This window comes from Bacillus sp. FSL L8-0193 (assembly GCF_037976065.1).
In the GTDB taxonomy this organism is placed as follows: Bacteria; Bacillota; Bacilli; order Bacillales; family Bacillaceae; genus Bacillus; species Bacillus paralicheniformis.
Genome location: NZ_CP150261.1, coordinates 1,785,126 through 1,798,899, shown reverse-complemented (window position 1 = coordinate 1,798,899; position 13,774 = coordinate 1,785,126). Strand labels below are relative to the sequence as shown.

Below are 13,774 nucleotides of genomic sequence, written 5' to 3'. Positions count from 1 at the left end.
ACTCCTCCTAATCCTCGGTCAGCCAGCTGCGCAACAATTTGGCGAATTCTTCAGGCTTATCTTTCGCCATTTTTTCAAGCTGTTTTCGTCTGACAGTTTCTTCCGTCTCTTTTTCATTGTTCACATCAGCAACACGAATCGGTTCCTGAGGCGTTTCATACCATTCTTCCTCGTATTCGTCATCTCTATTTTTACGTCTTCTGACAAGCCAGATGATGAGGCCGATTACAGCAACAAGCGCTGCTCCGCCTGCGATGTAAATCCACATCGGTATGCCGCCTGTTTCCGTTCCTTCATCGATTGTCTGCTTGCCGTCGAACGATTGGACAGAAACAACGATTTTATTTTCAATATCCTCATCTGTCAGCGGCTCTTCTTCATACTTCTTGTCGATCGATGTTTTCACAATGGTTGAGAGGATTTTTTTAATATCATCTTCTCTTTCAGCGGGCAGTGACTGCGGGTTCTTCGCATCAGGCGGTTCAACCATGACCTGGACGCCCAGATCTCTGATTTTGTACGGACTTTCGGCGATTTCTTTATGGATTTTGTTGACTTCATTGTTGATTCGTTCTTCGCTTTTTTCGTAGTCTCCGTTGCCTGTTCCGCCTTCTGTCTCCGCATAGTTTGTTACATCGTTTTCACCTGTTCCGTTGACGCCTCCAGCTTGCGCTCCCTGTCCGGAATACGTTTCACTGACGCGCTCTGCGCTGACCGTGATCCCTTCCATATTTTCTTTGTCGACAGGTTCAACCAGATCTTCCGTCCTGTTTTCTTTTGTGAAGTCGATGTCGGATGTGACGGATACAACTACTTTATCCTGTCCCATCATCGTGCCGAGCATGGTTTGAATTTGTCTCTGCAGGTCCTTTTCGATCTGAGCTTTGACTTGCCTTTGTGAAGAGTAGCTGTCAGCGTATGAACCTGAATCTTTGCCGGTTTGATCGTAATACGTGGAGTTTTGATCCATGATCACGATGTTTTCCGGATCAAGGTTCGGCACGCTTTTCGATACGAGATGATAAAGGCCGTTGATTTCATTTTGATCAAGCGTGTGGCCGGGCTTCACCTGAAGAACAATCGAAGCGGATGCTTCCGGCTTTTCCTCTCCGACAAAGACGGATTCCTTCGGCAGGTTAATCATGACCTTTGAATCTTTAATCCCGTCTATTCCTTTGATGAGGTTGGAAAGCTCGGTTTGCGTTGCTTTCACTTTCAATACGTCAAATTCGTTGTCCGTCATACCGAAACCGGCATTTTGACCAAAGAACGAATAATCGATGCTTCCGCTTTTCGGAAGACCCTCTGCCGCAAGATCGACTTTCAGCCCGTCGACTTTTTCTTCCGGAACTTTAATGACTGAACCGTCAGCTGCAACCTCAGATGGAACACCTTTTTCATCGAGCACTTTTTTGATTTGGCCGGTTTCTTCAGCTGACAAGTCTTTATAGAGCGGCACCATTTTATTCGACGAAGCAACAATTCCAATGATGATTGACAGGATCACTGCCAGAGCGACGATGCCGATCATCAAAAACTTCTGCAGCTTTGATCTGTTTTTCCAAAAATCTGTTATTTTCGTTTTGATTTGCAATAAAGTACGATTCATCTTACTCCCCCGGTAGTTACACTAATTCTCTTCGCTTTCAGACTCCTTTCTTACATTTGCATTCTCATGATTTCCTGATAAGCTTCAACCGCTTTGTTGCGGAATTCCGTCGCAGCCGTCAATGTAATATTTGCCTTCTGGGCTGCAACCATCACTTCATCAAGGTTGACATCCTGACCGAGAGCAAGCGCGTTTGTCAGTTTATCAGATTCATTTTGAGATTGATTCAAAGCATTGATAGAATCTTTCAGCACGTTGGAAAAGCTGACTTGGTTCTCTGAACCGTCCTGCTTGTTCGTGATCTGATTTGTTGCATTCGTTCCCGCCTGCACGGGTTGAATTCCAAATGGAGAGATTCCATTAACCATTCGTGTCATCACCCTACTTTCCGATTTCTAGTGCTTTCATCAGCATTCCTTTTGTCGCGTTCATCGCTGTGACATTCGCTTCATATGACCTTGTGCTGCCCATTAAATCAACCATCTCTTTTAGCGGATCGACATTCGGCATCTGCACGTATCCGTCTTCGTTTGCGTCGGGATGCGTCGGATCATAAACGAGTTTAAACGGTGTTTTGTCTTCGGTGATCTTGGTCACCTTTACCCCTTCACCGACTCTCGCCGATGCATTCATCGATGATTGGAGCACGGATGAAAAAGATTCGCCTTTCGGAGCCGTCGATACAAGCTTTCTTCTATACGGCTGCCACTGTCCGTCGACCAGCTTCGCTCTTGTTGTGTCCATGTTTGCCAGGTTGGAAGAAACGGTATCCATTCTGACTCTCTGTGCAGTCAACGCCGAAGCTGAGATGTTGATGCTATTGAATACCCCCATTATTTACCTCCTGTAATCGCGGTCCGCAGTGAGTTGAATTTGCCGCTTATTCTTTCAACCAGCGCTTGATACTGGATTTGATTTTTCGCCATTTCACTCATTTCCTGATCAACGTCCACGTTGTTCCCGTTTTCCTGATAACTTGTATTCTTTCTCGACACAACTGAATAATTTGACTCATTCCCTTTGAAGTCAATGTGTCTATAGTCTGTTTTTATAGCGTTAATTCGGGAGGACTCCTCATTCAGCACATTTTTGAAGGATACTTTTTTCGCCTTGTAGTTCGGTGTGTCTACATTGGCCAGATTGTTCGTTATGACTTTTTGCTTAATGTTCGCTTGATTCAAGGCTCCCTCTAGTCTATGTATTGTTCCTGAAAATATATCCATCGCCAAATACCTCCAATCTTTTTCCATCTGTCTCAAAATCTTGTCGAGAATTGTAAAAACCATAAGCCTATTGTAAGGAATAATAGGCTTAAAGTCTATGATCTGGACGCAAAAAAAAATCGTAATAAATATCTATTTTGCGAATAGGTATTTCGACCTAGATTATAAGAACTATGTAATGTTACGTTTGTTAAAGTTTCAAAACATTATGTTAGTATATTTTTTATTCAAGCAACGCATTGATTCAGCACCGCATTTTAGTTGTTTTTGATATGAAAAAATTACGATAATATAGTTTAAAATGTGAAATAAAAAAAGCCGCAGAACGGCATGTTCTGCGGCTTTCGTCTTTTAATGAGACTTTAGTTTTTCTAATTCCATTAAAAATTTGTTGTTCAGGACTTTAATGTATGTGCCTTTCATCCCTAATGACCTTGATTCAATGACACCGGCGCTTTCAAGTTTGCGCAGCGCATTGACAATGACCGAGCGGGTGATGCCGACGCGGTCTGCAATTTTACTTGCGACAAGCAGACCTTCATTTCCGTCAAGCTCTTCAAAAATATGTTCAATTGCTTCAAGCTCACTGTAAGATAATGAACTGATCGCCATTTGAACGACCGCTTTGCTGCGTGCTTCCTCTTCGATCTCTTCAGCTTTCTCTCTGAGAATTTCCATTCCTACGACCGTTGCGCCATATTCAGCAAGGATCAGATCGTCATCCTCGAATTTCTCCTGAAGGCGGGACAGAATCAAGGTGCCGAGTCTTTCGCCCCCTCCGATGATCGGAACGACTGTGGTCAGACCCGCTTGGAACAAATCGCGGTTTTCCACAGGGAAAGCCGTATATTCGCTGTTAATGTCAAGGTTGGATGAAGTTTCCGGAATGTTGAACAGGCTTTTTGTATAGTCTTCAGGAAACTGGCGCTCTTCAAGCATTTTTTTCATCCGGTCATTTTCGATCTGCTGGTTGATCGAGAAACCGAGAAGCTTTCCTCTGCGGCTGACAACGAAAATGTTCGAATCAATCACATCGCGAAGCGTTTCGGCCATTTCTTTAAAATTAACCGGCTTCCCTGCCGCATTTTGCAGCATTGCATTAATCTTTCTTGTTTTTTGTAATAAAGCCATAATAAATTGATCCTCCTAAATTACTCTTATTTAATTGTTTATAAAATAAACTGGCTTAAATCCTTATTCTTAGCGATCGAACCGAGCTTTTCTTCAACATATTGAGGCGTGATGACAACTTCCTCCATCATCACATCCGGAGCCTCGAATGACAGTTCTTCCAAAAGCCGTTCCAAAATGGTGTGAAGCCTTCTCGCCCCGATATTGTCTGTGTCCTGGTTCACATGATAAGCCACTTCTGCAATCTTACGAATAGCATCGTCAGAAAATTCAAGAGATATACCTTCCGTCTTCAATAAAGCCTTATACTGCTTTAGAAGAGCGTTGTCAGGCTCAGTTAAGATTTTCACAAAATCATCGATGCTCAGCTTTTGAAGCTCAACGCGGATCGGAAAGCGTCCCTGCAGCTCTGGAATTAGATCTGAAGGCTTCGCCATATGGAATGCACCTGCAGCGATGAACAGCACGTGATCCGTTTTGACCGCACCGTACTTTGTCATGACGGTAGAGCCTTCTACAATCGGAAGAATATCGCGCTGCACGCCCTCTCTTGAGACGTCGGCCGATGAAGAAGCACCGCTCTTTTTGGCGATTTTATCGATCTCATCGATAAAGATGATTCCCGACTGTTCGGCTCTCAGGACGGCCTCCTGGGCAGCTTCGTCCATATCGATGAGCTTTGCCGCTTCTTCATTCGTCAGCACTTTTCGTGCTTCCCTAACCGTCAGCTTGCGGCGCTTTTTCTTTTTCGGCATCAGGCTGCTGAGCGCATCCTGCATGTTCATGCCCATCTGTTCCATACCCGAGCCTTGGAGCATATCAAACATGGATGGCTGCTGCTCCTCCACCTCCACGGTGACATAATGGTCTTCAAGCTCGCCGAGAGCAAGCTGATGTGCAATCCGCTTCCGATTGTTTTCGATATCCGTGTCTTCATGCTTTTCCGCTTCATTCGTCTCTTGATCCTGATTTCCGCCAAACAGCATTTCAAAAGGATTTTTCGCACCTGACTGTTTTTTCCTTCCCGGTACAAGCAGGCGGACGAGGCGTTTATTTGCGTTTTCTTCGGCGATGCCTTTCACTTCGTTCATTTTTTCCTCTTTGACGAGGCGGATTGACGTTTCCACAAGATCCCTGACCATCGATTCAACATCTCTGCCCACATAACCGACTTCCGTGAACTTCGTCGCTTCGATTTTGACGAACGGAGCGCCGACGAGCTTCGCGATTCGTCTTGCAATCTCGGTTTTTCCCACACCTGTCGGACCCATCATCAATATGTTTTTCGGAACGATTTCTTCGCGCAGTTTTTCATCAAGAAGACTTCTTCTGTAGCGGTTCCTCAATGCCACGGCGACCGCTTTTTTCGCATCGAGCTGGCCGACGATGTATTGATCAAGCCTTTCGACGATCTGCCTAGGAGTCAGCGGCTTTTTTTCCATATGCCTCATATCCTTTCTATTCAAGTTCTTCTACAATGATCTGATCGTTCGTATACACACAGATTTCGCCCGCGGTTTCAAGTGAGGCCCTCGCAATCGCTCTTGCGTCAAGCTGGCCGCCTGCATGACGTTTCAACGCCCTTCCGGCTGCCAGGGCATAGTTTCCGCCTGAGCCGATCGCCAAAATGCCGTCGTCAGGTTCAATCACCTCGCCTGTTCCGGAAACGAGCAGCATGCTGTCAGCGTTCATGACGATCAGCATCGCCTCAAGCTTTCTGAGGACTTTATCGCTTCGCCACTCTTTTGCAAGCTCGACTGCCGCACGCTGTAAATTGCCGTTGTACTCTTCAAGCTTCGCTTCAAACATTTCAAAGAGCGTGAAAGCGTCCGCAACAGAACCGGCAAAGCCGGCAATGACTTTCCCGTTGAAGAGCTTTCTTACCTTTCTAGCGGTATGCTTCATGACGACAGCCTGACCGAACGTAACCTGGCCGTCTCCCGCCATCGCGCTTTTTCCGTTGTGCTGGACGGCGAATATCGTCGTTGCGTGAAAAGATGACATAAAAGAACCTCCTTTATTTCCCTTTATGTGCCCGAGGGTGATGAGACATATATGTCTTTCTGAGCATATCTTTAGATACATGCGTATACACCTGGGTTGAAGAAAGGTTTGAATGCCCAAGCAGTTCCTGAACGCTCCTGAGATCCGCACCCTCATTTAACAAATGGGTGGCAAAAGTATGGCGGAGCATATGCGGATGTATATGTAATGTACCCGAAGTCTTTTTGACCAGTTCTCCCAAAATGTAACGAACCCCCCTCGGGGTTAAGGGCCCGCCCCTTTGATTCAAAAAAATAAAAGGGCAGGGCTCTTTCCCTTTTAACAGCAGGATGCGTCTTCCATTTTGCAAATACAGATCCAAAGCCTCCCGGGCGAATGAACCAAATGGAATATACCTTTGCTTCCTGCCTTTCCCGTGAACCAAAACCGTATCTAAAAACAGATCCAAATCGGATTCCTTCAGGCTGCAAAGTTCGCTTACCCGCATGCCTGTTGCGTAAAGAAGTTCCAAGAGCGCCTGATTCCTTTGGCCGAGCGGTGTACTCAAGTCCGAAACCTCAAACAGTTCTTCAAGTTCTTTTTCATATAAAAATTTTGGAATCCGTTTATCCTGTTTCGGAAGACTGACAAGCAGAAACGGGTTTTCTTTTACCATCTTTTCCCTTAATAAAAATTTATAGAAGCTTCGCAGAGCCGAAATTTTCTTGCTGATCGTCCTGCGAGTAAGCCCTTTTTCATGCGCTTCCGTCAAGAAAATTCTCACATCCGGATAAGTCACGTCTTCAAAACCTTTTATGCCCTGAACTTGTAAAAAGCGTTCAAAGTCTTCAATAGAAGAAATGTAACCCACAATTGTATATTTTGAATAATTCTTTTCTATTTGTAAATATTCAATGAATAAAGTTAAAAAATTCTTAACATTTGCCATCATTACACCTCTTCGAAAAGGGCTTTTAAATGTTATCACATAACAAGTTCATCTGGCAATGAATAACTATAGCGTTTTCGAAATATTTTGAATTGTCTCCAATGCCCGCGAAGCATACTGTTCATTTCGTTCCTGCTTGTTTTTAATTTTAACCCCCAATTCCTTGAACAGACCGAAGTTCGCATTCATCGGCTGGAAGTTTTTCTTGTTTGTTTCCGTGATGTAATGGGCCATGCTGCCGATCGCTGTTTCATTTGAAAAAGTGACCGGTTCTTTTCCCTGAATGAGCCGAGCCGCATTTATTCCGGCAACAAGGCCTGAAGCCGCTGATTCAACATACCCTTCAACACCTGTCATTTGGCCGGCGAAAAACAGATCGTCCCGTTTTTTAAACTGGTAGGTCGCTTTTAAAAGACTCGGCGAGTTGATGAACGTATTTCTGTGCATTACGCCGTAGCGGACGATTTCAGCTTGTTCCAATCCCGGAATGAGGCGGAGCACTTCCTTTTGGTCGCCCCATTTGAGGTGGGTCTGAAAACCGACGATATTGTAAAGCGTGCCGGCTGCATCATCTTGGCGCAGCTGCACAACGGCGTATGGACGCTTTCCTGTTTTGGGATCTTCAAGGCCGACAGGCTTCATCGGGCCGAACAGCATCGTTTTTTTGCCGCGCTTCGCCATGACTTCAATCGGCATGCAGCCTTCAAAGAAGATTTCCTTTTCAAATTCTTTCAATGGAACAGTTTCCGCAGACACAAGGGCGTCATAAAATCTGTCAAACTCTTCTTCAGTCATCGGACAGTTCAAATACGCTGCCTCCCCTTTGTCATAGCGGGATTTCAAATAGACTTTATCCATGTCAAGGCTGTCTTTCTCAACTATCGGCGCAGCGGCGTCATAAAAGTACAGATAGTCCTCTCCTGTCAGCTCCCGGAGCTTCGCGGAAAGCGATTCTGACGTCAGCGGTCCTGTTGCAATAATAGTCGGTCCTTCCGGTATTTCCGTGACTTCTTCATTGAGCACAGTCACATTCGGATGATTCTTTACTTTTTCGGTAACGTTTTCGGCAAATTCATGCCTGTCTACGGCAAGCGCACCGCCGGCAGGAACAGAACATTCGTCAGCAGCAGCGATGATGGCCGAGTCAAGAACCCGCATTTCTTCCTTTAATACACCGACAGCGTTCGTTAATGAATTCGCCCGAAGCGAGTTGCTGCAGACAAGTTCTGCGAATTTATCTGTATGGTGTGCCGGCGTTTGTTTAACAGGCCTCATTTCGTATAAACGGACATTGATACCTCGCTTGGCAAGCTGCCATGCAGCTTCGCTTCCGGCAAGTCCTGCACCGATGACATTTACTGTTTGATTCATATTCACATCTCCTAATTTATGAGTTGACTTCATCTTTTAACACAACAAAGAAGGTGAGCAAAGCCCTGCTCACCGCTACTTTTGTTGTTCTTCCTTATAATCGCAATTCACGCACTGCACTTGAACGCCTTTTTTGAGCTTTTTCTCGACAAGCATGTCCTCACATTTCGGACATTTCCGTTCAAGCGGTTTATCCCATGATACGAATTCGCATTCAGGATAGCGGTCACAGCCGTAAAAAATACGGCGTTTTTTCGATTTGCGCTCGACGATGTTGCCGGTTTTGCATGAAGGGCATTTGACCCCGATCTCTTTTACAATCGGCTTGGTGTTGCGGCAGTCCGGAAAATTGGAGCAGGCCATAAATTTGCCGTAGCGGCCCATTTTATAGACCATCGGGTGGCCGCACTCTTCACAGTCCACACCCGCATACTCCGGTTCGATTTCCACTTCCTGCATCTCGGCTTCCGCCTTTTCAACGCGTTTTTCAAAGTCCTTGTAAAAGGAATCGATGATCTGCACCCATTGAATGTTTCCGTCTTCAACGTCATCAAGCTCTTTTTCCATTTTGGCGGTGAACTCAACATTAATGATCTCAGGGAAAAACTCCATGATCAAGTCAAGCACGATTTGACCGAGTTCAGTCGGGATAAAGCGTTTGTTATCAAGGGCGACATACCCGCGCTTTTGAATTGTGTCAAGCGTCGGCGCGTAAGTCGACGGACGGCCGATTCCCAGCTCTTCAAGCGTTTTGACCAGCCTTGCTTCCGTATAGCGCGGAGGCGGCTGTGTGAAGTGCTGTTCGGGTTCGATATCTTTTGAAAGAACGGTGTCGCCTTCAGCGAGATCCGGAAGCATCTTATTCTTCTCTTCCATCTGATCGTCTTTTCCTTCAACGTACACCTTCATGAAACCTGAAAACTTGACTTTACTGCCGTTCGCCCGAAATGTCAACCCGTTGTTTTCAAGATCGACGCTCATCGTATCGAGTGTCGCCGGAGCCATCTGGCTTGCGACAAAGCGCTCCCAGATCAGCTTGTATAGTCGAAGCTGGTCTCTTCCCAATACCGCCTTCAGATCGGAAGGCTTTCTGAGCACCGAGGTCGGCCTGATCGCTTCGTGGGCATCCTGGGCGTTTTCATTCTTTTTGGCAGGTTTTCGCTTGCTCCCCAAAAATTCTTTTCCGTACTGTTCGCCGATGAATGATGCCGCTTCTTCTTGAGCTGTATTCGAGATGCGTGTTGAATCCGTTCTCATATAAGTGATTAACCCGACAGTTCCTTCTTTGCCGAGATCGATTCCTTCATAAAGCTGCTGGGCGATCATCATCGTTTTCTTTGCCCGGAAATTTAATTTACGCGCCGCTTCCTGCTGAAGCGTCGATGTTGTAAACGGGAGCGCAGGGTTCCGCTTCCGTTCTTTTTTCGTAACCTTTTTAACCTCAAATTTGTTCCCTTTGATCTGGGAGAGGATTTGTTTTACATCTTCTTCGCTTTTCAGCTGGTGCTTTTCGCCGTTTATTCCGAAGAAACTCGCTTCAAATGTTTCTTTGCCTTTGAGAAAAGACCCTTCAATGGTCCAATATTCTTCAGGTTTAAAATCGTTGATTTCTTTTTCTCTGTCAATGATAAGACGGAGTGCAACAGATTGGACACGTCCCGCACTCAAGCCTTTTTTTACTTTTTTCCATAAAATCGGGCTGATTTTGTACCCTACAAGGCGGTCCAGAATTCTTCTCGCCTGCTGGGCGTCGACAAGATCCATATTGATCATGCGCGGATGCTTAAATGAATCTTTGATCGCATCTTTTGTAATCTCATTAAATACGACGCGGCAGTCGGAATTCAGATCCAGATCAAGGCTGTGTGCCAAATGCCACGCGATCGCTTCCCCTTCCCTGTCGGGGTCGGCTGCGAGATAGACTTTTTTTGCCTTTTTGGCGGCCGTTTTTAATTCTTTTAACACGGGGCCTTTCCCGCGGATCGTGATGTATTTTGGTTCAAAGTTCTGCTCGATGTCAACGCCCATCTGGCTTTTCGGCAAGTCTCTGACGTGTCCCATCGAAGCTTTCACTTTATATTTTTTTCCTAAGTATCGCTCAATCGTTTTTGCCTTTGCAGGCGATTCCACGATGACTAAGTATTCGGACATAACATTATCCCCCTCAAGAGGTGTTCTCTCTCTTTTCAATTTAGCCTTTTTATTGTATTCAGCATAATCGTCGTTTATATAATCATTATTTTTACGAAAAGTGTCTGATTTAATCCTTCTATATGTTGAACGCCGATTAAAGCGTTTAAACTTGAAATCCTCACTATTATTAAATATTACAATACAGTTTGTCAAACGATAATTCTAAACAGGTTCCGGATATTGAGTGCGTGAAGGCGGCAGTTCGCTCAAAATATCTTCAATATTCAATACGAGTTTCGCCCCTTCCTGGATCAGCCTTGAAGGACCGCAAGAGTTGGCGTCAAAGATCGGACCAGGCACGGCGAACACCTCCCGCCCCTGCTCAAGGGCTTGATATGCTGTGATGAGCGACCCGCTCTTTTCCTTTCCCTGGACGACAACGATTCCTTCCGTTAATCCGCTGATCAGCCGATTTCGCATCGGAAAGTGCCATTTTTGAGGTTTAACGTGGGGAGGGTGCTCTGATACCAGCAGGTGGTTTTCGGCCATTTGACCGGCGAGCTGGCGGTGTTCACGGGGATATATGCTATTGAATCCGCCCGCGATGACGCCGATTGTCCTTCCCTTTGAACAGATGCTCTCCTGATGGGCAAGACCGTCAATTCCTTTTGCAAGGCCGCTGACGATCGTCCAGCTTTTTTTGCAAAGCTCCCTGACAAGGTGAACCGCTGCTCTTTTTCCGTATAATGACGGGCTGCGGGTTCCGACGATTCCGATCAGTCTTTGTTCATTGAGAAGTTTAACATCTCCTTTTAAAAAAAGGACGGGAGGCGGGTCATGAATGGTTTTCAGGCTGGCTGGATAATCGGGGGAACATATGGCGGCCATGCGGACTCCGGCCGCTTCGTAAGAACGGATGAGCCGTTTAACATTAGACAGTTCTTGTTTCGCCAGTTTTCGTATGGAGCACAAGTCTGATCTTTTTAATGAAAGCTTCGTTAAAAGATGGTTTTTTTCGTCCGTAAGAGACAAGGAAGGATCCTGCTTCCACCACTTGGTCAGCAGAGAAGGGGAGAGTGTGCCGCGAAGGCGGAGCAATATCAAAAGCTCGCTGCTGTCGTTCATTCAAAAACCTCCAAACATTTTTAAAACAAAACAATCTGAAAGTACTAAACGATTTAACCAGTTATGAAAAAGCAGGAATAGACCAATCGGACTATTCCCGCTCATGTTAAGATCAATGTGTTTTACACGTTTCGTAAAGGCCTTTTTCCTTCAGCACTTTAATCAATGTTTCTCCCATAACAGAAGGCGTTTCAGCCACTTCGATTCCGCAGGCGTTCATCGTTTTGACCTTTTCGTCCGCCGTTCCTTTTCCTCCGGAAATGATGGCGCCGGCATGCCCCATACGCTTGCCAGGAGGCGCTGTTTTTCCTCCGATGAAACCGACGACAGGTTTGGTCATGTTGGCTTTCACCCATTCGGCCGCTTCCTCTTCAGCTGTTCCGCCGATTTCGCCGATCATGATTACCGCATGTGTATCAGGATCTTCATTAAACGCCTTCAGCACATCGATGAAGTTCGTCCCGTTGACAGGGTCTCCGCCGATGCCCACTGCCGTTGACTGGCCGACTCCTGCTTCTGAAAGCTGATGAACCGCTTCATATGTAAGGGTTCCTGAACGCGACACAACGCCGACATGGCCTTTTTTATGGATATATCCGGGCATGATCCCGATTTTACACTCCTCAGGCGTAATGACTCCTGGACAGTTCGGACCGATGAGCCTTGTTTTCTTGTCTTCCATATACCTTTTAACTTTTACCATATCCAGCACCGGAATGTGCTCAGTAATACAGATGACAAGATCAAGCTCAGCATCTGTCGCTTCCATAATCGCATCGGCTGCAAAAGCCGCAGGAACGTAAATGACAGACGCATTTGCCCCGGTCTGCTTTACAGCCTCTTCGACCGTGTTGAACACAGGCACCCCTTCAACCTCTGTTCCGCCTTTGCCCGGTGTGACTCCGCCGACAATTTTCGTTCCGTATTCAAGCATCTGCTTTGTGTGAAACAAAGCGGTTGAACCCGTTATCCCCTGAACAATGACTTTTGTGTCTTTATTAATAAATACACTCATTTTGGTCCCCTGCCTTTCTTACTTCACTAAGGATACGATTTTCTGCGCGCCGTCAGCCATTGATTCCGCAGACGTAATATTGAGTCCTGAATCATCGAGGATCTTCTTGCCGAGATCGACATTGGTGCCTTCAAGGCGAACGACAAGCGGCAATGTCAGACCGACTTGTTTCGTCGCTTCAACAACACCTTCTGCAATGACGTCGCATTTCATGATACCGCCGAAAATATTGACAAAGATCCCTTTGACGTTTTGATCAGACAAAATGATCTTGAACGCTTCCGTTACCTTTTCAGCTGTCGCGCCGCCTCCAACGTCAAGGAAGTTGGCCGGTTCCCCTCCGTAGTGCTTGATAATGTCCATGGTCGACATCGCAAGCCCCGCTCCGTTGACCATGCAGCCGATGTTTCCATCGAGCGAAATATAGCTTAAATCATACTTGGATGCTTCGATTTCCTTCGGATCTTCTTCATCGAGATCTCTGTACTCCAAGATGTCTTTTTGTCTGTATAGCGCATTGCTGTCAAAGTTCAGCTTGGCGTCAAGGGCCATGACTTTTCCGTCACCTGTGACGACGAGCGGATTGATTTCAGCAATGGAACAGTCTTTTTCAGTAAACGCCTTGTACAATCCCATCATAAACTTAACAGCCTGGCCGACAAGCTCTTTCGGGATATTGATGGCGAAGGCGATTTTTCTCGCCTGGTAACCCTGCAGTCCGACAGCCGGATCGATCACTTCTTTGACGATTTTTTCCGGCGTTTTTTCAGCGACTTCTTCAATTTCCGTGCCGCCTTCTTCGGATGCCATCAGCACGATGCGTGAAGTCGCCCTGTCAAGAACCAGACCGACATAGTATTCTTTTTTGATATCGCAGCCTTCTTCAATAAGTAAGCGTTTTATTTGCTGGCCGTCAGGACCCGTCTGGTGAGTGACAAGCGTCTTCCCCAACAATTCTTCCGCATAGGCTTTGACTTCTTCTTTTGATTTTGCAATTTTAACCCCGCCAGCTTTACCGCGTCCGCCGGCGTGAATTTGAGCTTTCACGACATAAACCGAGCTGGACAGCGCTTCCGCTGCTTTGACCGCTTCATCTGCTGTAAATGCCACTTTACCTTCCGGAACAGCCACTCCGTATTGTCTGAGTACTTCTTTCCCTTGGTACTCATGGATATTCATTTCCCATCCTCCTAACTTATGTAGCAAAAATAAAAATAGACTGCGCTTTCATTTTA

Annotated in this window: 13 protein-coding genes; all 13 read right to left on the bottom strand. The window is 46.0% G+C overall.

Features of this window, described 5'->3' with window-relative positions:
- Window positions 1–7: 7 nt before the first annotated feature.
- The 13 genes from fliF to sucC all read right to left on the bottom strand — a co-directional run bounded on the left by fliF (window position 8) and on the right by sucC (window position 13,718).
- Entirely contained in the window at window positions 8–1,609 is a 1,602-nt protein-coding gene (fliF, locus tag MHH76_RS09080) for a flagellar basal-body MS-ring/collar protein FliF (protein ID WP_020451390.1), read from the bottom strand.
- A gap of 50 nt (window positions 1,610–1,659) precedes the next feature.
- Complete coding sequence (gene fliE / locus MHH76_RS09075; protein ID WP_020451389.1) at window positions 1,660–1,977, bottom strand: flagellar hook-basal body complex protein FliE; 318 nt, start codon at window positions 1,975–1,977, stop codon at window positions 1,660–1,662.
- A 13-nt stretch (window positions 1,978–1,990) separates the two neighbouring features.
- Window positions 1,991–2,443 (bottom strand): flagellar basal body rod protein FlgC, encoded by a 453-nt coding sequence (gene flgC, locus MHH76_RS09070; RefSeq protein ID WP_025811385.1) that lies wholly within the window; start codon window positions 2,441–2,443, stop codon window positions 1,991–1,993.
- The gene (gene flgB / locus MHH76_RS09065) at window positions 2,443–2,832 is read right to left on the bottom strand and encodes a flagellar basal body rod protein FlgB (protein ID WP_020451387.1); all 390 of its coding nucleotides are present in this window, start codon (window positions 2,830–2,832) and stop codon (window positions 2,443–2,445) included. The genes flgC and flgB overlap by 1 nt, the downstream gene beginning before the upstream one ends.
- Before the next feature lie 351 nt (window positions 2,833–3,183).
- Window positions 3,184–3,963, bottom strand: coding sequence for a GTP-sensing pleiotropic transcriptional regulator CodY (codY, locus tag MHH76_RS09060; protein ID WP_003181756.1), 780 nt, complete (start codon window positions 3,961–3,963; stop codon window positions 3,184–3,186).
- A gap of 38 nt (window positions 3,964–4,001) precedes the next feature.
- Window positions 4,002–5,414, bottom strand: a complete 1,413-nt coding sequence (hslU, locus tag MHH76_RS09055; protein ID WP_257007241.1) for an HslU--HslV peptidase ATPase subunit — start codon at window positions 5,412–5,414, stop codon at window positions 4,002–4,004.
- 7 nt (window positions 5,415–5,421) lie between these two features.
- Window positions 5,422–5,967, bottom strand: coding sequence for an ATP-dependent protease subunit HslV (gene hslV / locus MHH76_RS09050; RefSeq protein ID WP_020451384.1), 546 nt, complete (start codon window positions 5,965–5,967; stop codon window positions 5,422–5,424).
- 13 nt (window positions 5,968–5,980) lie between these two features.
- Window positions 5,981–6,895 (bottom strand): tyrosine recombinase XerC, encoded by a 915-nt coding sequence (xerC, locus tag MHH76_RS09045; protein WP_025811383.1) that lies wholly within the window; start codon window positions 6,893–6,895, stop codon window positions 5,981–5,983.
- A 66-nt stretch (window positions 6,896–6,961) separates the two neighbouring features.
- Window positions 6,962–8,266, bottom strand: a complete 1,305-nt coding sequence (trmFO, locus tag MHH76_RS09040; RefSeq protein ID WP_025811382.1) for an FADH(2)-oxidizing methylenetetrahydrofolate--tRNA-(uracil(54)-C(5))-methyltransferase TrmFO — start codon at window positions 8,264–8,266, stop codon at window positions 6,962–6,964.
- A gap of 75 nt (window positions 8,267–8,341) precedes the next feature.
- Window positions 8,342–10,417, bottom strand: coding sequence for a type I DNA topoisomerase (gene topA / locus MHH76_RS09035; RefSeq protein ID WP_020451381.1), 2,076 nt, complete (start codon window positions 10,415–10,417; stop codon window positions 8,342–8,344).
- A 204-nt stretch (window positions 10,418–10,621) separates the two neighbouring features.
- Window positions 10,622–11,524, bottom strand: a complete 903-nt coding sequence (dprA, locus tag MHH76_RS09030) for a DNA-processing protein DprA (protein WP_020451380.1) — start codon at window positions 11,522–11,524, stop codon at window positions 10,622–10,624.
- 112 nt (window positions 11,525–11,636) lie between these two features.
- A complete protein-coding gene (gene sucD, locus MHH76_RS09025; protein WP_020451379.1) occupies window positions 11,637–12,539 on the bottom strand; it encodes a succinate--CoA ligase subunit alpha in 903 nt (300 codons plus the stop codon).
- An 18-nt stretch (window positions 12,540–12,557) separates the two neighbouring features.
- On the bottom strand, window positions 12,558–13,718 hold the full coding sequence (gene sucC, locus MHH76_RS09020) for an ADP-forming succinate--CoA ligase subunit beta (protein ID WP_020451378.1): 1,161 nt from the start codon (window positions 13,716–13,718) through the stop codon (window positions 12,558–12,560).
- Window positions 13,719–13,774 lie beyond the last annotated feature (56 nt).

Bases quoted from the DNA above. Each gene is read 5' to 3' on its own strand.
- flgC (WP_025811385.1), bottom strand. From the start codon at position 2,443: ATGGGGGTATTCAATAGCATCAACATCTCAGCTTCGGCGTTGACTGCA.
- topA (WP_020451381.1), bottom strand. From the start codon at position 10,417: ATGTCCGAATACTTAGTCATCGTGGAATCGCCTGCAAAGGCAAAAACG.
- sucC (WP_020451378.1), bottom strand. From the start codon at position 13,718: ATGAATATCCATGAGTACCAAGGGAAAGAAGTACTCAGACAATACGGA.
- dprA (WP_020451380.1), bottom strand. From the start codon at position 11,524: ATGAACGACAGCAGCGAGCTTTTGATATTGCTCCGCCTTCGCGGCACA.
- trmFO (WP_025811382.1), bottom strand. From the start codon at position 8,266: ATGAATCAAACAGTAAATGTCATCGGTGCAGGACTTGCCGGAAGCGAA.
- fliF (WP_020451390.1), bottom strand. From the start codon at position 1,609: ATGAATCGTACTTTATTGCAAATCAAAACGAAAATAACAGATTTTTGG.
- codY (WP_003181756.1), bottom strand. From the start codon at position 3,963: ATGGCTTTATTACAAAAAACAAGAAAGATTAATGCAATGCTGCAAAAT.
- fliE (WP_020451389.1), bottom strand. From the start codon at position 1,977: ATGGTTAATGGAATCTCTCCATTTGGAATTCAACCCGTGCAGGCGGGA.
- flgB (WP_020451387.1), bottom strand. From the start codon at position 2,832: ATGGATATATTTTCAGGAACAATACATAGACTAGAGGGAGCCTTGAAT.
- sucD (WP_020451379.1), bottom strand. From the start codon at position 12,539: ATGAGTGTATTTATTAATAAAGACACAAAAGTCATTGTTCAGGGGATA.
- hslV (WP_020451384.1), bottom strand. From the start codon at position 5,967: ATGTCATCTTTTCACGCAACGACGATATTCGCCGTCCAGCACAACGGA.
- xerC (WP_025811383.1), bottom strand. From the start codon at position 6,895: ATGGCAAATGTTAAGAATTTTTTAACTTTATTCATTGAATATTTACAA.
- hslU (WP_257007241.1), bottom strand. From the start codon at position 5,414: ATGAGGCATATGGAAAAAAAGCCGCTGACTCCTAGGCAGATCGTCGAA.